General features: G+C 43.4%; 15 protein-coding genes and 2 pseudogenes. 5 read left to right on the top strand and 12 right to left on the bottom strand.

All coding sequences use genetic code 11. From position 1 onward, the window contains the following. The 4 genes and pseudogenes from ACM0OZ_RS31290 to ACM0OZ_RS31275 all read right to left on the bottom strand — a co-directional run. Positions 1-1918 (bottom strand): annotated as a pseudogene (locus ACM0OZ_RS31290) (ribosome assembly protein 4); the annotation flags it as partial. A 179-nt stretch (positions 1919-2097) separates the two neighbouring features. After that, the gene (locus ACM0OZ_RS31285) at positions 2098-3450 is read right to left on the bottom strand and encodes a P-loop NTPase fold protein (protein WP_414586720.1); all 1353 of its coding nucleotides are present in this window, start codon (positions 3448-3450) and stop codon (positions 2098-2100) included. 187 nt (positions 3451-3637) lie between these two features. Next, positions 3638-6415: a filamentous hemagglutinin N-terminal domain-containing protein gene (locus ACM0OZ_RS31280; protein WP_414586719.1), complete on the bottom strand. Its 2778-nt coding sequence runs from the start codon at positions 6413-6415 to the stop codon at positions 3638-3640. 132 nt (positions 6416-6547) lie between these two features. Continuing rightward, a complete protein-coding gene (locus tag ACM0OZ_RS31275) occupies positions 6548-7054 on the bottom strand; it encodes a hypothetical protein (RefSeq protein WP_414586718.1) in 507 nt (168 codons plus the stop codon). Between the two features lie 422 nt (positions 7055-7476). Here ACM0OZ_RS31275 and bchI point away from each other — a divergent pair, with 422 nt between their 5' ends. Continuing rightward, positions 7477-8598, top strand: coding sequence for a magnesium chelatase ATPase subunit I (bchI, locus tag ACM0OZ_RS31270; protein ID WP_414586717.1), 1122 nt, complete (start codon positions 7477-7479; stop codon positions 8596-8598). Between the two features lie 87 nt (positions 8599-8685). After that, on the top strand, positions 8686-8982 hold the full coding sequence (locus ACM0OZ_RS31265) for a hypothetical protein (RefSeq protein WP_414586716.1): 297 nt from the start codon (positions 8686-8688) through the stop codon (positions 8980-8982). A gap of 92 nt (positions 8983-9074) precedes the next feature. Here the strand turns inward: ACM0OZ_RS31265 and ACM0OZ_RS31260 are convergent, their stop codons facing one another. Then, the gene (locus tag ACM0OZ_RS31260; protein WP_414586715.1) at positions 9075-10163 is read right to left on the bottom strand and encodes a DNA polymerase beta superfamily protein; all 1089 of its coding nucleotides are present in this window, start codon (positions 10161-10163) and stop codon (positions 9075-9077) included. A gap of 527 nt (positions 10164-10690) precedes the next feature. On the opposite strand from ACM0OZ_RS31260, the gene ACM0OZ_RS31255 reads away from it, so the two are divergent. Both ACM0OZ_RS31255 and ACM0OZ_RS31250 read left to right on the top strand, forming a co-directional pair. After that, positions 10691-11536 (top strand): TrmB family transcriptional regulator, encoded by an 846-nt coding sequence (locus ACM0OZ_RS31255; protein ID WP_414586714.1) that lies wholly within the window; start codon positions 10691-10693, stop codon positions 11534-11536. A gap of 23 nt (positions 11537-11559) precedes the next feature. Then, a pseudogene (locus tag ACM0OZ_RS31250) lies at positions 11560-11814 on the top strand (GNAT family N-acetyltransferase); the annotation flags it as partial. A gap of 99 nt (positions 11815-11913) precedes the next feature. On the opposite strand, the gene ACM0OZ_RS31245 reads toward ACM0OZ_RS31250, so the two are convergent. Further along, a complete protein-coding gene (locus tag ACM0OZ_RS31245) occupies positions 11914-13107 on the bottom strand; it encodes an RNA-guided endonuclease InsQ/TnpB family protein (RefSeq protein WP_414586713.1) in 1194 nt (397 codons plus the stop codon). Positions 13108-13230: 123 nt separating this feature from the next. Between ACM0OZ_RS31245 and ACM0OZ_RS31240 the strand changes: the two genes are divergently transcribed. Then, positions 13231-13575, top strand: a complete 345-nt coding sequence (locus ACM0OZ_RS31240; protein ID WP_414586712.1) for an antibiotic biosynthesis monooxygenase family protein — start codon at positions 13231-13233, stop codon at positions 13573-13575. A 75-nt stretch (positions 13576-13650) separates the two neighbouring features. Here ACM0OZ_RS31240 and rd read toward each other — a convergent pair whose 3' ends face one another. The 6 genes from rd to ACM0OZ_RS31210 form a co-directional block, all read right to left on the bottom strand. After that, entirely contained in the window at positions 13651-13812 is a 162-nt protein-coding gene (gene rd, locus ACM0OZ_RS31235; RefSeq protein ID WP_414586711.1) for a rubredoxin, read from the bottom strand. A 130-nt stretch (positions 13813-13942) separates the two neighbouring features. Further along, complete coding sequence (locus ACM0OZ_RS31230) at positions 13943-15727, bottom strand: M61 family metallopeptidase (protein WP_414586710.1); 1785 nt, start codon at positions 15725-15727, stop codon at positions 13943-13945. A gap of 582 nt (positions 15728-16309) precedes the next feature. Continuing rightward, the gene (locus ACM0OZ_RS31225; protein ID WP_414586709.1) at positions 16310-16456 is read right to left on the bottom strand and encodes a hypothetical protein; all 147 of its coding nucleotides are present in this window, start codon (positions 16454-16456) and stop codon (positions 16310-16312) included. A gap of 280 nt (positions 16457-16736) precedes the next feature. After that, positions 16737-17912, bottom strand: coding sequence for a HetZ-related protein 2 (locus ACM0OZ_RS31220; RefSeq protein WP_414586708.1), 1176 nt, complete (start codon positions 17910-17912; stop codon positions 16737-16739). A gap of 1545 nt (positions 17913-19457) precedes the next feature. After that, positions 19458-20192 carry a TIGR04283 family arsenosugar biosynthesis glycosyltransferase gene (locus tag ACM0OZ_RS31215; protein WP_096562676.1) on the bottom strand — a complete coding sequence of 245 codons (735 nt, stop codon included), beginning with the start codon at positions 20190-20192 and terminating at the stop codon, positions 19458-19460. Between the two features lie 201 nt (positions 20193-20393). After that, on the bottom strand, positions 20394-20732 hold the full coding sequence (locus tag ACM0OZ_RS31210) for a carbon dioxide-concentrating mechanism protein CcmK (RefSeq protein ID WP_041038399.1): 339 nt from the start codon (positions 20730-20732) through the stop codon (positions 20394-20396). Positions 20733-21111: the final 379 nt, after the last annotated feature.

Here is a 21111-nt window from a genome sequence, read left to right as displayed (position 1 = left end):
CTCGCGGTTGAGTGTTTGATACTCGCGGTTGAGTGTTTGATACTCGCGGTTGAGTATCCGAGACTGGCGCTTGAGTATCTGAGATTGGCGCTTGAGTATCTGAAGCTGGCGCGTGAGTATCTGAAGCTGAAGTTTGCGTGTCATCAACCCATCTCCCCATTTCTCTCAACGCTTCTACTATCTGCCATCCCAACTCATCGAGCCAATTGGTGTAAACTCGCACTACGACAACCAAATTATCTTGAATGCCGATCGCTTTGTTTTTCAAAGCTGGTACAAGTCCTGCATTCACCAGCGAACTTTTGCCAACTCCTGAGTGTCCATGAATCACTATCAATTTATAATCAGGGCGACCGATGCGTTCAATCAAACGTTCTACATCTCGCAAACGACCAGAAGCGCTAATTTCTGGGGCGACATCCTGTAGAGACGCGCCATGGCGCGTCTCTACAATTGGGGATAAATTTGCTTGTCTTGTTGCTTGTAACCTACCCGCGCCGATAAACGCCCGCAACCCAAATTGCTGTTCTATTGAAAGTCTTTCTTGCTTAATTTTAAAAGCTTCTAAATATTGCTTTTGGTTTAAATATAAACTGCGTAAATTTATTAATATATTGATATAAAGTTGCGGATCATTGTCATAGATACCTCTCTTTCTGGCTGCTTCTAAATGACTGATAGCCGCTTGTTCGTCGCCTAGCTTTTGTTCGGCTTGCGCGAGAATTAATAAAAATTCCTGGTGATTAGAATAAGCGCTACGCGCACGCTGCGCTGACTTATTAGCCGTAGATAAAACTTCTAATGCTTTCTCCGCTAATTTTTTGGCATCTTGCCATTTCTTATTTGCCACAGCAACTTCAGCTAAAAACCCATAATCTTGAGATATCTTAAGCAAGTTTCCTTCAGACTCATGAACTTGCAAAGCTTGCTCTGCCAACGTTTTAAAATGCTGCCAATCTTGTAAATCACGCAGAATAACGCCAAATTTGTCAAGCAAATGAGCAACTAAATCTGGACGTTGAGCCGCTTCTAAAACTTGGAGAGTTTGCTGAAGATAATTTCTGGTTTGTTGCCAATCAGGATGCTCCGTGTTGTTATGTAGAGACGCGCCATAGCGCGTCTCTACAGTCTGTGGTTGATTTGTTTTATGTTGCCTAGCTTTTTCGTAATAACATAAAGTGATATCGCTCAGAACTTTGCCTTGCCATACTAAATCATTATCTCGCTGCCAAAAAGCCAAACTTCCTTGATAATATTCCAGAGCATTATCTAAGCGGTTATCAATATATTCAGTTAATCCCAATAAATATTCAATTCTCGCTTTTGCTTCTGGCTCTAGAACTTGTCCAGAATTTTGCAAATCTTGCCAAGCTAATTTAATCTCCGAACATTTTTCTAAAGTCAAGCTGAAATCACCAGTCAATAATTGCTCTGCTGTTTCTTGCAAAAACCCAATCAATTCATCAGCAGCAATTGCAAAATTTCTAGTCGTTGCCCAACTTTCCAAATCAGGAGCAAACTGCATCAGTTGCTTGTGGACTTCATCATTAATCCACAACACTATAGGGAAAGGAAAATGATTGCGGAACTCTTCGCGTACCTGATTTGCAGTAATCAGCATTTGGTCGAGATTCCGCACTGATTCTAAACCCAAAACCATTAAGGCTTGTACATCCTCCCCGAATTCCTCACGAATTGCCGTGTAGAGAGTTCTGTCAGATTCCTTGAGAACCAAGACGCGAATTTCAACCTTGGAGATTTCGCGTAACCGTTCTACCAACCGCCTGCGCGAACTGGCATAATTACACCGTGCCAGAATCAGCTTAAAGTGTCCAACAGAAGCCTCAATCGCCCAAGTCAGTTGTTGCAATGAGCGATCGTTGTTGACACGGACATCTTCTGATTTGTCATTAGTCATTTTGTCATATCGTGTCTGTTTGATGAACCAAACGCGCCGCAGAACCCCACCCCACTTTGGCTAACGCCAAAGTTCCCCTCCCCGCTTGCGGGGAGGGGTTAGGGGTGGGGTTCTTTGATTGTGGGCAATGAGACGGACATATTATCATGAATCATTATTTTCTCCCCCCAACTCTTTACTCAGCCGCTCAACTCTCTCGCCTCTGCCAAAATCGGATTGACATCAAACCAAGACTCGCCGCGATCGCGATATTCAAAAACAAACCGGCTGCGGATCAACTTTTGGTATCCCTGATCATCGCTCACTTTTTTCCTTTGCTTAACATGACGTAGCAATTCCCACTCATCATCAGAAATGGGCATTGTCATTTCATTGCGACGCGCGCGAATTACGTTGTCCAAAGTATCACGAGTCAGAGGAAGTGACATTTCCTCCATAATCCATGTATTCAGCAGCCTCAGCAAGTCGCGGACATGACCACCACTCATTCTACACAAATGCTCAAGTGTTGCTTTGCGGTCAAATATAAAAGTAATATTACTGAGACGCTGGTCTGGTCGCAAGTCAGGATAAGCTCTTGCCAGTACCATCTCCTGGATCAGCGCCATTCCTTCTTCATGAATACTGGCATCTGACCATTGTACGGGTACCATCGGCAACACCCTGGGGTCTTCCAAAAATCGCTGTGTCAGCGTTCCATAGTCATTGGAAAACTTCAGGGCAAGTGGCATTGTATACACCATATGACAATTCAACTTGGTCAGATACTCACCCTGATCCACAAACAAGTATTCCTGTTGCGGACGCCCCCACGGCTTCGGGCGATTATCAATTCGGTCAAGATTATCCACAATCACCACAAGACCTTTTTTGCCCTGCTGTTTCAGTTTGGTTATAGCGGGTTCTAGCAATTCCTTATTAATCGCGTCTAACAGTTTAATTTTTTGTGGTCCGAGATACTGATTGAGTTTTTCGCGCAGCGTTGCGTCACTCTTAGCCTTAGTCGTGATTTCCCCAATTCCAAAAGCCAGAGTAAACTTTTCTTTTTCAGAGGTAACACCAAAATCACCAACATTGAGAACTTTGAGTTTTAGTCCTGTCACCTCAGCGTTTAAAACCCTGACTGCACCTTGGAGTAACTCCTTTAGCCTGCTGGGTTCCTCAAGGTTGAGTTTCTCCAAACTTTGACTGACACGACGGGCGATCGCCAGCAGCACATCAGCAATATCCACATCAGTCATTTCCAAATCTTCGCTAGACTCAAAATAGACTACATGAAAGCCATCTGCTTCCAGTTCTAGTTGCAGCCTCAGCAATTCTGTAGATTTGCCACAGCCAATATGCCCAGTAAATAGAGTGCAGGTAGGGTCATTCGGCTTGAAAAACGTAATTTTCTGCTTCAGTTTGCCGATAATATCTCCGCCGCGCACCGAGGAAAAGTCAATGTAATACTTCTTATCCTGCGTATTGTTAACAACCAGAGTCCGGCTGGGGTCTGTGGCTTCAAAAAACTTTCGTAAATCTACTGCCATAAAGCTTGTAATCTAAATATTTTTTATATCCTTGCTTCCAAAGATATACGTAATTACAGCGTTTATGCTTGCTTTTCCGGTGATATTAATACCTTAAGTTATTTATTAGTGGTTTGTAGTAAGCGCTGTCTTCGCTAAAGCGCCAACTACGAACCCTCATCCCCCTCATCCCCCTCATCTCCCTCATCTATTTTGCATCGCACTTAGGAGACGTCTGCCAAGAACTATGAGGCGTGACAGTGGGCGCATGAGCAATGAGGACGACCTCTCCTTTAGCATTTACCACCCACCCAGTAGCTTCTACGATGGTTTCTGGTGTGGCGGTAGTTGTGCTGGTAACATTTGCATTCTTTCGGTTTTCACGCTCAGGTTTGAGTGTCACCAAATCTACTTGTACAGCGTCAGGTGTCAACATTTCCAAAGGACTGGGCGGTAATCCGCCACGCCCAGTGATGATAAATTGGTTGTGCTGTTGACTTCCACCCGCTTGACAACCCTGTGCCAGCCGAGTATCAGCTGGCGGGGCTTCTGGTAAATTGACTAACCCACTAGTGGGGTCAACATCGGGCGTGTTGATTTCTACGACACCAGCTATCCCACGTTCAGAACTGGCGGTGATGTCACTATCAGGCGAAAGAAAGAGTCCTTGAGTATTGATGCGGATATTACCCCCCTTTCCCTCGAAAGCATTGGCAGTGATGTCGCTATTCTTTGCAGACACTAATACGTCAGTGTCGATCTTAATATTGCCGCCATTCCCACCTGCTTGTGCAGTACCAGCGCTGGCAGTGATGTTGCTGTTGTTACGTAATACGATATCTCTAGCCTTGAGAGCTATATCTCCACCTTCGCCCGATTTCGTCTCAGTTGTGATGGTTCCTTGGTTGTCAAGATTAATGGAGCGAGTGGTAACTTCGATGTTGCCTGCATCGGCAGTTGCGTTACCTGTAACGCGAGCAAACAAGCCACTATTAGGACTATCATTATCAATTAATCGTACACCATATCGGTCAACCCGGGCATTGAAGGTAGGATTGCTACCAGAGATACTAACCCTGTCACTGGCGTTGACAGTGATGTTACCTGCATTTCCACTGCTGAAGGCGCTGGTAAGGAGTTGTCCACCACCAGTAAGCTCAAGGGTATTCGTGTTAACAGTGATATTGCCTCCACGACCAGCGCTCGTACTTCGCGCACTCACAACCGCTCCATCTGATACGCTCAAGCTCCCAGTAGTGATACTGATATCACCACCCTGACCAGTAGCTTTTCCCTCACTGCTAGTAATCAACCCACTAATCAAATTTCCTTTATCTGGATCTGGATTGACCCCAGAAATGCTGACAGATTCAGAAGCATTGATTTGAATATTTCCCCCCTTGTTTTCTCCAGTGGTTCTAGACAATAGTTCAGCACCATTGGTTAAGGATAGCTCCCTAGCTTTGATATCGATGGTGCCACCATAGCCTGATCCAGAGGTATCGCTGAAGATAAAGCTATTGTCAAAAGAGACAGTATTTCGAGCATTAATCATCACATCCCCAGCACGCCCTTGTCCAAAAGTACTGGTGTCGAATGTGCCATTGGTTAAGAATATGTCCCCAGCTTGGATGTTGATGTCACCAGTCTTGCCAGCCCCTGTTACCTCTGCTTTAGTATTGATAACACTCCTTGCAATATCTACAGAATTATTAGCTTGCACAAATACCCCTGCGGTGTCCCCTTGTCCCAAAATTTTGGCATTTAATTGAGCGTCATTAGTTAAGGAGACCGACCCAGCCTTGATATTAACGCCACCAGTATTGCCCACGGCTCTAGGATTCACATCGCTGAAGAGCGAACTATTTGCAATATCTACAGAATTATTAGCTTGAAGAAATACCCCTCCAGCATTCCCCTTTCCGTAAGTGCTGGCACTGAGGGTGGCATTGTTTAACGACAGCGACCCAGCCTTAATATCGATACTGCCAGTATTTCCAACGGCTTGAGGAGAAAACCGACTTCCAACATCATTAAAGATTTTGCTATTATTTGCAATTGTCATCCTGTCTGTAGCATCAAGCTTGATATCTCCCGCCTGAGTACCAACTGAGTTTATCCCAGCTTTCAGGGTACTTTCTCCCGAAATCCCTAAATTCCGAGCATTGACTGCAATACTACCCCCACCTTTTGCGCTTACATCCAGAAAAGCTCCGTTTGTGAGCGATACATCGGCTCGTGCTAAGCTATTGGGAAAACTCAGCCGCAGATTGTTGCTATCAAAATTTAGCCCTACTGTTCCCTCGGACGCCACTCCTCCCAACTCGACTCGACCACCCAAAGCATTCAACTTCCCGCCATCCAATCTCACTTCGCCGCCCAGCAACAACAAACTCTGACCATTATCAACGGATAAAACACCTCTGTGTTCAATAGAATTAATTGGCTGATTCGCAATTTGATTGAATAGAAAAGCAGAAGGATTCACCGTCAGTAATGCAGGATTGTTTGGCGCAGAAGCACTGAAAAAGCCTTGATTGCCAAAGGCGATCGCATTGGCTGTCGTCGCCACAAATGAACCACGAAGGTCCAAACTGGCATTAGGTCCAAAGACTATCCCATTAGGATTAATCACAAACAAGTTGGGATTGGAAAACCCAGAGGTACTCAGAGTTCCCATAATCTCGGAACGGCTACCACCCGTTACCCGAACTAAAATGTTTTGGATAGCCGCGCTAGGACTAACGAAATCGGCTTTGTTTCCTTCCTTAATGTTGAATTGCCCAAAGCTATGAAACAGGTTCCGACCTGCTACAGTTCCCTCAGTGATAGTGCTGATGTTGTTCGAGAAATTGACGACAGAATTATTAGGTAGGGTTGCATCCGGGACGATTTCCTGTTGTTGAGCCTGAGTAGAGTCTATAGTGGTTAGACAGCAGAAGCTAATTCCGCTAACAAAAAAGAAGCCGAGAATGTACTGTCTCACGATGCTACTTGCCTCTAATGTTACAGTTATTGCTGCCCTGAACGGTGTTGCACAATTGCGTAATGATTTAACGGTCGTACGTAGGGCATAGCCCCACCTACAAAATGTCGAATGTTACAGTTATGACTAGTGTTAGCAGCCTCCCGGCACAACTTCGTAGTTCAGCGTGTAGGGTGCACCGTTGCTTATGCCATCAAATACAAGCGGCGACGAAGAAGAGCTTGAAACTGGTTTGTGACCTACAATTTGTGGCTCTTCTTGGTTGATCTGGTAATCAAGTTCAACGGTTAATGTATTGTTAAAACATATATCCATACCAAGTTGAACTTCTTGTCCCGGATTAATAGGGTACGGATCAGAAGTGACATTATAGTCTTGGATGTATATGTATATTTTGCCTGATGAAGAATTGTTTGCAGGGGCGTCTGACCTTATAGATTTGAAGCGTAATTTGTTTGCCCCCCATGGAACCGGGGGATTTATCTGCACCTTCGGTCGTCCCAGTGTCCATGATATAAGGGGGAACGGTGTTTTCGTATTCTCAGCCATAGCGTAATATCCACAGGAGCAAATCGCACTCGTAGCTACAGCGATTCCAAGCCCTAATTTCCAACTCCAATTTTTCCAGCTTTGAGTCATATCAGAAATTCCCTCTTACAAAGCAACAGGAGTTAAGCTCACTCTGGGTAATTGCTGATAAAAATCAACACTAACCAAATGGTCAAAAGTTTACCCAGGATAGGGACAAAGACACTTTACTGTATGAAAGTTGTCAGCCCCTATTTATTCATCAGGAGAATATTCAGGCTTTTCTGCAATATCCAGATTTTTTTTACAAAACTTTATAAAGTCGTCGAAAATTGTGTCCTGCTGGTAAATGATACTAACTTGCGATCGCTCGGTTGACTGACACGGGGAGACGGGGAAAAATTCACCCCCTCATCCTCCTCATCTCCCCCATCCCGCTTATCCCCCTCATCCCCCTCATCCCCCTCATCCCCCGCTCCCCACCTATGGCACAATAAAGACGGTAATAAGAAAAATATAGATAAGGTAATTTAGTGAGTCCAACTGCTCAGGCTACCGCTGCTGCGCGTCGCGTGGTATTTCCATTTACAGCAATTGTGGGTCAGGAAGAAATGAAACTGGCTCTACTATTAAACGTGATTGACCCCAAAATTGGCGGTGTGATGATAATGGGCGATCGCGGTACCGGAAAATCCACAACTATCCGGGCGCTGGCTGATTTGCTCCCAGAAATCCCCGTCGTTGCTAATGACGCCTTCAATAGCGACCCCAGCGATCCCGACTTAATGAGCGATGAAGTCCGCCAACAGCTAGAGCAAGGGGCGGATATTCCCATAGTTCAGAAAAAAGTCCAAATGGTCGATTTGCCGCTGGGAGCGACAGAAGACCGAGTTTGCGGCACAATTGATATCGAAAAAGCTTTATCAGAAGGTGTCAAAGCCTTTGAACCGGGACTACTGGCAAAAGCTAACCGAGGTATCCTTTATGTAGATGAAGTTAACTTACTAGATGATCATTTAGTAGACGTGCTTCTCGACTCCGCCGCAAGTGGTTGGAACACAGTAGAAAGGGAAGGTATTTCCATACGTCACCCAGCGCGTTTTGTTCTTGTAGGTTCTGGTAACCCAGAAGAAGGAGAACTACGCCCCCAACTCTTAGATAGATTTGGAATGCACGCGGAAATCCATACAGTTAAGGAACCAGCTTTGCGCGTGCAAATCGTTGAGCAAAGGTCAGAATTCGACCAAAATCCGCCAGCATTTCTGGAAAACTACAAACAAGAGCAGGAAGCACTACAACAGAAAATTGTCAACGCTCAAAAGTTGTTACCTTCTGTGACAATTGATTACGACTTGCGAGTAAAAATTTCCGAAGTTTGCTCTGAACTTGATGTGGATGGCTTGCGGGGAGACATTGTAACTAACCGCGCCGCCAAAGCCTTAACTGCATTTGAAGGACGTACCGAAGTCACACTTGATGACATCCGCCGTGTCATTACTTTATGTCTGCGTCACAGATTACGCAAAGACCCCTTAGAGTCAATTGATTCTGGATATAAAGTAGAAAAAGTTTTTAGCCGCGTCTTTGGTGTAGAACTACCAGAAGAGACAACACAAAAAAACGGTACAGGACAAAAGTTAGGAGTTAAAAGTTAAGAATGAAGAGTGAAGAATGAAGAGAAAAGAAATTCTTTTATCTTCTTTCTTTTATCTTCTTTATTTTTCAGCACTTAGCAGTTAATTATGAGATTTTGGCACTTTTGGTTCAACGCTTTTGTTTTATCCAGCCAATACAACCCGCCTCGGTTTGTAGAGATGCTGATGGTACTGCTAGCAATTGCAATGCTGATTGTTTGGAATTTTACGCTAGCGATACCTTATATGATACTTGGTTGGAGCTTCGTAGTTGGGGCATCTATTTCAATCTTGGTACGAGAAGCCATTGCTCCCTCACCTGATATGCGAGTGAACCAATTAGCAGCAGTATTTTTTCTCAGCATCAGTGTTTATGGTTTTGTCCATGTATTTCAAAGTCTCTAACGAGTGAAAAGATAGAAGATAGAAGATGAAAAATAGAAGATGAAAAATAAAAGAATTTCTTCACTCTTGTGTCTTTACTCTTTTCTTTTTGCTTACCATCCTTGCATTTCCACCAGTTCCATACATAATTCATTGATTTGCTCTAAATCAGGTCTATCGGGCAAGGATGAGTTTTGGTACACCTTTTCCATTTCAGCAACTAACTCCTCTGCCATTTTCATCACTTGTTCATAAGAATAATCGCCCTTGAGGATAGCTTTCAAGTCTTCTGCGTCACCAGCCACCCTTCTATCTACAATCACTTCTCCTGTTCGCAATATTTCTAGTCCACTGCGTAGTAACCTAACGCAGTGCATCCCATGCTTAAGGTCAAAACCTGATTTTCTCTCCATTTCTGCCCGAGCTGGGTTTCTGTTTTCCTGCCATGATAAATATGCTTTCCATTCTCTTAAAGCTATTTGATAGGTTTGACTTTTTTTCAGTAGCCGAATAAAATCTTTACGACTATTTGTTAATTCTTGTGTGTATTCTAAAGTTTCATCAGGTAAAGAATACTGTTTAAGCACCCCCTTAAAATCTATATCCGCTGTGAGCAGCTTATATAATTGCTCTGCTTCTTCTAAAAACTCAATTTTTCCTCTAATTAAGTGATAAAGATATTCTAGAAAAGCATTGAGTTCATCTTTTGTAAGTGGTGCTTCATCTTCTATATCAAAATCAGATGGAATTGGTTTCTTTTGCGGTGGATTTAACAACCACTTACGATGAGTTTCGATTTTTTTGATTTGGGCAAAGGCATAACCAGAGTAAGTATGCTTTATCTTCTTGCTAAAAAATATTTGTCTGTGGTTAATTAAATTCTGTCCTACTGGGGTTAAAACAGGATATTCATTTAACCATAGCAATTCTAAAACATTAGGATTTGCCCCAGATAATAACTGAATAATCTTTTTTAATTCGTATATTACTGTGTCTTTGTTTCCATCTAGAAACGGAAACATTCCTAGTTCATGCCAGCCATCATCTTTTTGTTCAATATGGTCAAATCCCAAATAATACCTTTTGGGTGCGATAAATACGCCTCGATAATCATAGTCTGAATCAGGTCTATTTAACCCATAGCCGTGGCTACCTGCTAACCCAATCAAAATCGTTCTTTTTTCAACTTCAATTCTTTTCATCTCACAAAACGACTCCGAAGTCTTACTTTAAGTATTCGCCCTATAGGACTCCTCCGCAGATTTTTGAAATACACGTAGGGCTGGCTGAACACACCTTAGTCCCCACGGTCTCTATCCGGGGGATTTAATAAAGAAAGAATTTTTCTTGTCTCCCTAATTAAAATTAGGGGCTTGTAATCTGTACTTCAATTAAGCATTGTACACAATTGTAAGGATATCACCTGTGTTTCTAATTACAGCGCTTTTCAACTAAATAAACCACTCTGTAGGGGCACGGCTAGCCTCATTGGTATCAACTTACAGCAGTTTTCACGTATTTGAACCACACTGTAAGGGCACAGCAATGCTGTGCCCCTACGGCAAATGTGGTCTATTTACCTGAAAATAGCTGTAATTCTGAATTCTGACAACTGTGTTCTGAGTTCTTTTTTGGTCACAACATGAGGATCATCCTGCTTAAGTTGTAGCTATCGTTTTGACACCACTCCATAGTGATGATAAGCTAATCATGACACCACTTGTTTGTGGTGACACAAACAAGTGGCGATCGCAATAAGTATTTAGCAGTGGTGGAAAAGCAAATTGCACTACTTAATGAACTGGGTTTGACTGGATATGAAGCTACGGCGTACCTAGCATTGCTAGGGCGAAACAGCTTCACTCCTACAGAACTGGCGGCGCGTGCGAAGATTCCACGGCAACGCATTTACGATGTCCTGGAATCTCTTGAAGAAAAGGGGTTATGTATCTCCAAAGACACCTCGCCACGCTCGTATTTCGCCATTGCTCCCGATTTAGCCCTAGAAGCGCTCAGTATAGAGCGTGCAGAGGCTTTGGAGCGCGATCGCCTACAGATGGTTGCTCGCACAAAAGAGCTGATTTCGGATTTGTCTCCCGTTTATCAAGTTGGGCGCGGGCAAAATGACCCCTTGGAGTATATCGACGTACTTGGTAATCCATCAAGAATTGCTAGCAAAGCACTCGCATTGGCGCAAACAGTACGTACCCGCGTTAATTCCTGCATCAAGCGTCCACTTATCCTTACCAAGGAGCAGAATTGGCGTTTTATTCGTGAGCCGCTTTTGCGTGGAGTGACGTACCGCGCCATCTACGAAAAGTCTGCCCTTGAAGACGAAGAACTTCGCGTCTGGCTTACCACCTTTGCTGAATGGGGTCAACAAATCCGTTTCATTCCAGAATTGCCCATCAAAATGCAGGCATTCGACGACGATATTGTACTCCTTTCCATGCAAGATCCAGTCGGTAGTCCGCCTAGCTTCACCGCTCTTGCTATTAGGCACACTGGCATGGTAGCGATGATCAACTTGGCATTTGAGCAACTTTGGGAGCGTAGCGAACCGTATCGTAGCTGACATTATTACTAAGGAAACTAAGTATGTTAACTGACAGCAATACAATTTACGCTGAAGGATATCAACCTGGCTGTATTGGACGCATCACCGAGCTACACGGACTCTACTACAGTCAGTGTTGGGGTGTAGGTGCAGATTGGGAAATCATCGTCGCTCGTGAATTCTGTGATTTTTGTGAGCAGTACAATACGGAGCATGACCTCTTAGTTACGGCGATCGCAGATAATCGTCTCATTGGGTCTGTCGCTATAGTAGGAGATGCTGGCAGCAGTGACCATACTGATGGAGCCAGGCTGCGTTGGTTCATTGTTGACCCTGCTTACCAAGGTCGAGGGATTGTTGACACTCTCCGTCCTATAAGGACGGAGATTCTTTCATCACGGGGAGCGCAACCGCTTTACCCTCCGAAAGCATGCAAGACCCGTGTGTTCCACGGCTGCAAGCCCTCGAATGAGAACTACTTGAGCGGCTGCAACATCTCTATCAGTTGTATAGCCGCAATGTTCGCATGAGTGGACACGCTCAGACAATTGTTTCTTGCCCGTCTCGGTTAAACAATTTGGGCATATCTGGCTTGTTTTTTTGCTGTCAACTTTCAGGAAGAATACACCGCGTTTGCGGCAACACTGCTCTAGTATTTGAAAAAACTGTCCCCAACCAGCATCCAAGCAGTGCTTCCCTAAAAAGCCCCGCGCTAGCCCCTTGAGGTTCAAGTCTTCGACAAATATCATACCTGCCCAATCGCAAAGATTGTGAGCTAAGAACCAGTGATAATCCTTCCTGACATTGCCAATTCGCTCATGCAATTTACTCACCTTTGCTTGCGCTTTTTTACGATTATTCGACCCCTTAACCTTCCTTGATACACTCTGTTGCAGCAATTTAAGCTTGCGTTCGAGCGCTCTTGAAGGTCGTGGATTAGGGAATAATTTGCCGTTTGAAACCGCTGCAAAGTGATTAATTCCTACATCAACACCAATCCCCTCACCGTGCGGCATTACATCAGGAACTTGAACGTTCCATTGCAATGTCAGTATGACAAACCAACCACTCGCACGACGGACTATTCGTGCTTGCTTAACTTCGGCATCACCCAGAATTTCTCGTGATTGGCGAAATTTAACTAGCCCGATAACTGGCAACTTAATACCGCAGTCAGTAACCGCATCTTTACTCAGTTGAGGAAAAACAAAAGAGCGCATAGTCCCCGGCTTTTTAAAGCGAGGGAATCCATGACTTTGTTCCCACATACTGACAAATGCTTGTTCAAGTCGTCTTAATGTTTGCTGTAGGACTTGAGATTGTACACGTTGTAGATTTGGGCTAGTCTTTCGATAAGCCGTTAACGCCTTACATTGATTAGCATACGTTGGACGTTTAGCGTCTGCCGGGATGATGTATTGAGATTTCAGTGAACAAGCGTTTATCTGACAGCTACGAGATTTAAACCAGTCTTTGCGCTCTGCTAAAGCGTAGTTATATACACGTCTACATTCCTCAAGCCAGTCTGTGAAAATAACCGCTTGTTTGGGCGTTGGCTTGAGTTTAAACTCGTAGGTTAGACTAAACACTTGCATCACCTCCTATTTCCATTATACAGTCTTTTTAAGAAATGCCTGGGCGTTTCTTAAAATAGATAGGCAATAAAAAGCCGTCCTAGAAGGACGGGGCTTTAAACCCAAATTTTCGGTAAGATGATTTTAGAAGTTGCAATCCTTAATGTTCGCAGCCCAATGGAAAGCGAGTTTGAAGCCGCTTTCACCAAAGCATCTGCGATCATTGCTTCGATCAGAGGATACATATCTCATGAACTCCACCGCTGCATCGAAGTCCCAAACCGCTATTTACTTCTTGTCCGGTGGCAAACCTTAGAAGACCATACTACTGGGTTTCGTAGATCACCTGAATATGATCAATGGAAGCAGTTACTTCACCATTTCTACGATCCATTTCCAACGGTTGAGCATTTTGAAGGAGTATTACAATACCAGGACAATAGTACTCAGAACGCAGAACCCAGAGTTAAGAATTTACAATAGTTAACGAAACATCCCATAAATAAATTTAGGGGATGCATTCTGACTACTGAATTCTAACTACTGAGTTCTTGTTAATTATTCTTCCGGTTGAAATTGGTCTTTTCCCGCCCCGCATACAGGACACACCCAATCGTCTGGTATGTTCTCAAAGGGTGTCCCAGGTTCTACTCCCCCATCTGGATCGCCCACTTCTGGGTCATATTCGTAGCCGCAGACGTTGCATATATATTTTTCCATCCTTGTCCTCCGTTGATGAAGTGTCTGCCTTATCTCAATCTTACCTGTGTACGGCTTTAATTCGTAATTCGTAATTCGTAATTCGTAATTTCATTGGTCATACGAATTACGAATTATCAATGACGAATTGTTAGCGTAGGGTTGTTAAAGGCACACCTAACCATCCAGCAAAGTTTTCTTTTTGTGCAGCAGAAGGCTTTTCTACTGGTTTTATTTGATACTTAGTTAAACGTGGGGAAGCCAGGGTGACGTTGAGAGTGCAGAGTTCGTCTTGATGGAAAATTGTCACCTGAATGATGTCCTTGGGTTGGTAATCTTTGAGGCGATCGCCTAACCCATTTGCGGCTAACCGCAAACCATCAATAGCCAGCAATTCATCTCCTGGGTCAATTCCGGCAAATTGTGCGGGTGAACCAGCTTCAACAAACTTAATAATCTCCCTTCCATTTTCACTATGAACCTTGACGCCTAAGTAAGGTTCTTCGTCTTTTTCCGCAGCCAATTGCAAGCCAAATGGTTCCAGGTATTCGTTGAAAGGCAAATCTTCAGTCCCATCAATATAGCGTTTGAAGAAATCAGTCAAATCCACACCAGCAATCAACTCAATGACTTCCTGCAACTGTTCTGGAGTGTAACCAATTTCATCTTTGCCAAATTGATGCCACATTTTTACCATGACATCGTCAAGCGATCGCTCATTTTTGTGTCGCGAACGAATCAGCAAATCTAGCAACAACGACACGACTTCGCCTTTTAAATAGTAGGAAATTTGGTTATTGCCGCTATTGGCATCCTGACGATACAGTTTAATCCAGGCATCAAAACTCGACTCCGAAAGCGGTTGTACCTTCCGTCCTGGTGTCGTTTCATACCGACTAATGTCCTTACTCAAATTATTCAAGAATGACTTTGCGTCATAAATTCCCGCCCGCCAGGGGAGCAGCAAATCGTAGTAACTTGTCGTCCCCTCACAAAACCACAGGGATGATGTATAGTTTTCTTGGTCGTAATCAAAAACTTCAAACGCTTTGGGGCGAATACGTTTCACATTCCACAAGTGAAAGAATTCGTGTGCGACCAATTGCAAAAAGCGCTCGTACTTTTCGCGATCGCGAAAACCATACCGCTGATAGATGAGCGAGCAGCAGTCTTTATGCTCCAAACCACCATAAGCTTGAGCAAATAAATGCAACAGAAACACATATCGTTGGTATGGCAACCCACCAAACATTCGTGCTTCTACTTCGATAATTTTCTTAATATCAGCAATCATCTGCTGCACTTGATAATTGCCTTTTCCCCAGATTGCCAGTTCATGGGGTTTTCCCAAGACCTCAAAGTGATGTAACTGCTGGAGACCAATCTCAAAGGGACTATCTACAAGGGTGTCAAAATCTGAAGCACAAAAAGTGTTTGCTTTGTGTGGAACTAGTGGTAATGCTGTAGTGACCTGCCATTCTGGGTGTGGCGGTACAACAGTTACTTGAACTGATTGCCCCTCCCAACCAGGTATTCTAAAAAACAATGCCGCACCATTAAAATAGCCGTGGCTAGAGTCCAAGTGATTTGTTCGCACTGATAGCTCATTGGCAAATATGCGGTAATGTATAGTTATTTGTGAAACATCCTTTGTTTCTACTTGCCAATGATTTTTACTAATTTTTTGCCAAGACAAAGGCTTGTCGTTAGTAAAAGCAGCAAAATATTGTAAGTGCTTGGCATATTCTCGCACTAGGTAGGAGCCTGGTGTCCACACGGGCAATTTCAAATCCAAAATCGGCGATTGGTAGCCCACCAGACGCAACGTCACTTCAAATAAGTGCGTTTCTGGCTTGGGCATTGCCACCTGATAGTGAATTGTCGGCGCGGTTTGCTTGGTGTAAGTGTTAGTGCGAGGTGCAGTTGCTTCAGTCATCTTTGGTTGTAAGTAAGAATTCTGAGTTATCAATTATTAGTTAATAGTTAATAGTTAATAGACAATAGTCAATAGTTGCAAGTCAAAAAGCTAGCTAACTGCTCTTTTCTCAGCACTTCACACTTATTTATACTTTACCAGCTAAATTGAGCAACTGTTTGAAATTGATGAGAGATTCTACGTAATTGGTATTGTCTTTTTTAATTCAACCCGAATCGTACAGCTTTTCCATAAATTTAGTGGTTTCTAAGGACGCTATTTGTCTCACGTTTGCTAAATCTCTAAAGGGTATGTTATGCATTTCCCTAACATTCTGCGAGGCTTTATCGCAGCTTTCTTCTAAACTAACAAGGATGTGAGCAAGTTTCGCTAAAAACCTCTATCTGTATGTTCTGCATCAAAGTTTTACAAAAAATTGAGTCAGGAACTGAGAATAATAATTTGCTAATATTAAGTTCTTCCAACGGTAATCTTGGACAAAGTACAATATCAAATTTTGCTCCTACTCAGTTACTACCTCTTAAGTAGATCTGTGTAGGTTTCCATTAGAACACAATCTATCGAAAATTGAAATCAGCGCTTTCACTGAGATATAGCAGTTCTGGCGTTGCCTACAACACGGCTAGAAGCACAGCATTGCTCATTGGTGTCAACAATCACGTTCAAACGTTTATCCCACAACAGGTAAGAAGGCAGAAGTACGTTCTCAGTAGCGGGGCGCGCAGGCATACGTATTTCTTTTGGTCTATAAATACATTGGGCTTTATACCGTTTGGTAGAAGGCAAAGAACTTGGTTTCAAACATAAATGAACTTTTCTTCTTTCTGCCTTCTGCCTTTCTTTGGTAAATAAAAGTTAAAAAAGCTACAAATAATTAGGAGATTGTTTAGGAATTGGTAATGGATAATCGTGAGTCAATAGTCAAAAATCTATAGTTTTGCAGCTAAAAGTTAGTAGACTATGAACTTAAAATTTTAGACCAATTACCAATTTCCTTTTCAGAAGTTCCTTAGTCTTCACTTCTCAAAGCTTGGGCGACTAGGTAGACTTTAGTCCATTCACCCATTGCCTGATGGGATTTGAGTTTTAACTGGGAAGCTGTGTCTTCTATGGAATGACCAGCTTTACGCAACTCCAGGACAGAGCGCTGCAACGGTGTCAATTGTTCATGCAATTGCTGCCACTGCTTTGGTGTTAGCCCCAAGTTGTGTTCTTTTAAGGAAATTGACAGCCAGCTATCCACCAGTTCTGGTTTTCCCTTGAGGGCAAACACGCGTACAGCGTGGTAACTGATTTTCTCTCGCAGTCGGTATACATCCTTGATTGGCTTATTTAATTTTTTGGCAATCTCATCTTGAGACTTACCTTGCAGGTAAAGCCGCAACCACTCTACAGCTTCTTGCCCAAGATTTTCTTGTAAATAATCCTCAAATTCCTGCTGAACTCTTTGACGCACTGCTTGTTGTTCTTCAGCTGCTTGTGCTTCTTGATATTCGGCGACAGCCTGAGTATCGACTAAGTTAACCCGATTGTCGCTGTCATCTGTGAGAATCTCCTCAGAAACCAGCCTGACTAAGTCATTGGTGGGCACTTGGGTTAAGCCACCACGTTGAGTCCTTCTCAGGTAATTTACAAAACGATACACCAAAAGCGGTTGGTTGCGTACTGGTCGCAAACAATATTCTTCTACACTGGCAAACAGCAGGGCATTCCTTAATCGCTCATCACTGGTACATTGAGTGATGTCAGTCATTTGTTGTTGTATGTAATTATCACTTTGGAGTAATTCTTGGATCACTTCTTGCAGCACATCCAGCACTGTGCGGGAGCGATCGCGACTCAAGGCAATCCAAGTCTGAATTTTATGGCGTAATGTCACCAAACTCCCCAACCGAGTGATCAGGTTGCGGTAAGCACGTTCTCTGCCAATTCCTAAGTAGCGCTGACGCAAAATCTTGTAGCGGTACTCCATCGCTTGTTTGGCGATATCCAGTTCTTTTGGGTTAAGTGTCTCATACCGATCTAAATCACTTCCCAAAAGCCATTTGACTATACTTTGGCGATTGGCAACACTTTGTTCTGGACATTCCATAGCCAGCTGCTTTTGCCAATATTGCGCCAGTTTTTCCGCCGACAAAACCATAGTGAGATTGCGCTCCTCGAAACCCTGTTTTAAAGTTTGCATCACAACCCCCTTTTATCCCTGTTTATTTTTTCATTAGCAGCTGCACCTGATTTGATGATGTCCATGATGACATTTGATGTGTTTCCACTTTTATTACGTTTTGGCTCACTAGATTTATGCAGGAAGTTCTAAGTTTTGATGCATCCACACAATCAAAGAACTACAGAAAATCAACCTTTGTGAGCGATTCTCGCCACTCTCCCTAAATTTAAACTTTTATTAACTAGGAGACGTTGTGTTAACGAGGTCAAAAGCGATTTCCCTTAAATGTACGGCGATGCTGGGTATTCTGGTCACAGGTTAGGAAAAGCTAACATTTTGCACCTGATGCCTGCTGGCTAATTTGATTCACCTGTTTAGACGTTGTTTTACCAATGTATGTTTCACCCTCTAGAATTCCCTATCGGGAGTATACAGTATTGCCATTTTTGATACTAATACTTAAGCATTTACGTATATTTATGCTCACTTGCCGCTGACAACTGGGCTTTTCCCTTGACCAAAAGTGTATTATATGCATTTTGCTTGACTCGATTTGTTGAAGGTCAGTTTAGCTTGGAAGCTAACCTTTGTGTATTCTTAAATAGATATAGATATAAGCAAAATCAACTTATGCACTTTTGGGATGGAAAAGCGAAACAATGGCTACAAATCTCTCACAGACTCAAGTCACGGTTCAGCCAACAAATATTGCGCCTTCACTATCGTTTGACCGCACAACGACCGTGTTAAGTACTTAAGTCTTAGGGGACTACCATTTCGATGTTCAAACGCGGAGCAGATTTTCTTCTATAGGTTTTTATCCGCTTGTATCCGCATTGGAAATACTGGGTTGAAAGACTTACTAGTGCAGCACGGCAAAAATTGAGTTCTGGTGGGTTTGTTGTCAGAATGAGTTTACACACCACTTGTAGAACTTTGGCAAATCCATCATCGAAAATTTGGGTAGGAACCCCGTCCTTCGTTTGACGGCTTTACATTCTTTATGAACCATTGCCGCCTTGGAGGTACTGAATTCCGTGTAGTTTTGCAATCTACTTTCGTTTGGGCAATTACAAACTGAAATCTTTCCCTCTGTACGCACAACGGTTTTGCTCCGTAGAGCCTCGCTTTCGCGGTTAAGTTAGCTTCGACAAAGTTAACGGTCGGTACTATATCAAAGACACTGACTTAACCCTCTAAATCTGTTTAATCCTTGATTTCTAGAGCTTGGAACTAGCGAAAGCATTCCAAGGTAGGAACTCAAACACTTGCCGTTAACGTAGTACACGAAGTACTTAGTCTGGTCAACTAATCCTAAAAGTTTGAGGCTAGAAGCCCCTCGCCTTTAGGCAGGGGTGTTGACATTAAACAAAATGGTATTGGTGAGAAATAAGAAAATGCAATAGATTTTATCATTTATTGATTTTTTTGTGAATGTAAAATATATTATTCCTCTTCACATGAGAAACAACAGTATACTATATTATTTTGAAAAAGCGACGAAAAATTTAGAAGTACCCATGAGGGTACTCTTATAATCTGCTGGATGTTGAAAAAGCTAGGTTAAGACCGAACATCCTCATAAAACTGCTTCAGGTATTGTGGCGAAACGCCCAAACCCCAAAGAAAGCCAATATAAAGATATATGGCTGTGGCTTTTAGGAAACCCCAGTGTGCCACACGGCGATCGCTACTTTGGACAATGCGGTTCACCAGGTGGATTCGCCCCTGCTGCACCAGCTTCAGGCATAAGTCAGCTTCTTCCATAATTGGAAGATTGCTGTCAAAACCCCCAGATTTCCAAAAATCCGCACGGCGTGCAAAAATGACTTGATCCCCAAATAACAAACGCAGTCCTTTAAAGAACAGGTGTGGGCGAAAAAGCAATGGCGCGTAATAACTTTTTACAAAGTTGTGCAGTGACACTCCCCAACGCGTGATTTGATCACCTGTCATTAAAGAAATAAAACCTCCAGCAGCAACAGTTTTGTCTACTAGTGTTTGTTCAATGATTGCCACAAGATCATCTGGAACCAAGGTGTCTGCATGCAAAAAGCAGAGGATTTCTCCCGTTGCAACCTCCGCACCTTGGTTCATTTGTGCAGCGCGTCCAGATTTTTTGGCAACAATGACGCTCACTCCTGCTTTCTGGGCTATAGCGACAGTTTCGTCAGAACTGCCACCATCTATAACGAGCACCTCACGAGCGGCGGGTACCAGTATACTGAGATGGCGTAGTGTGCGTCCGAGACATTGAGCTTCATTGAGGGTGGGGATAATAATCGAGACACTAGACATAAATTAGTCATTAGTCATTAGGAGCCAGTACTGCAGGAGGTGACGACAACCTGCTGCAGGAGGGTTTCCCGACAGCAGGCAACTGGCTCTCCCGTTGGGGTTTCCCGACCTAGGTATCTGGCGTTCATTAGTAAACATTAAAAAAAGTTGGTTATCATGTCCTTCTGACTGTGAGCTACCGACTATTGACTAAACTACCAACTACCTGCGTACGATAGGATTTTCCACCGCTTGTCTGTACTCTTGCACTTGTTCTGTGTAACCGATAGGCAGAACGGCTTCGACGTTTTCATGGGGACGAGGAATAATGACCCAAGATTCCAAGGTACCGCCATGAACTTGTTCTACTGCCGCAATACCAGCTTGCATAGCGGTTTTTACCTCAGATACATCCCCACGAATATTAACTGTAAAACGAGCGCTACCCACTCTTATATAACCTACGAGGGTAACTCGACCAGCTTTGACCATGGCATCTGCCGCTGCAAGCACGGCAGGAAATCCCTTTGTTTCTATCGATCCAACTGCCTGTAGTGACATTGGTTATCTCCTAAATTAATAATCAAGTAAGTAGATCGGGTAAGACAAGGATATCGCTCCCCCCTCTCCCCCTTCAAATCTGAGCGTACAACTTTAAGAGCACTCGACTCAAGCAAGTCAGTATGCTTACCGAAGAAGTCGGTTTATAGAAGGTGTTTGCACCCATCGTAAGCGTATATTTTTTTTGATGGCAGTACAAGTAGCTCAATAAGCTCAATAAGTTGCTTCATAGTTGGTTGTCAGCTGCCAGGACTAAAACGCAGGTAAGGGAGACCGCCTTGAATATTCTGACTCCTAAGTTGCTACCCACATCTTCTTTCTTGGTCAAAGTATAAAAGCCTTCTAAGAAATGCTTTCCCATTCCCCTGAGTTTATCAAA

It is taken from the genome of Scytonema sp. PCC 10023, assembly GCF_963920835.1.
Lineage (GTDB): Bacteria > Cyanobacteriota > Cyanobacteriia > Cyanobacteriales > Nostocaceae > Kalymmatonema.
This window is presented reverse-complemented; position numbering and strand designations above follow the sequence as displayed.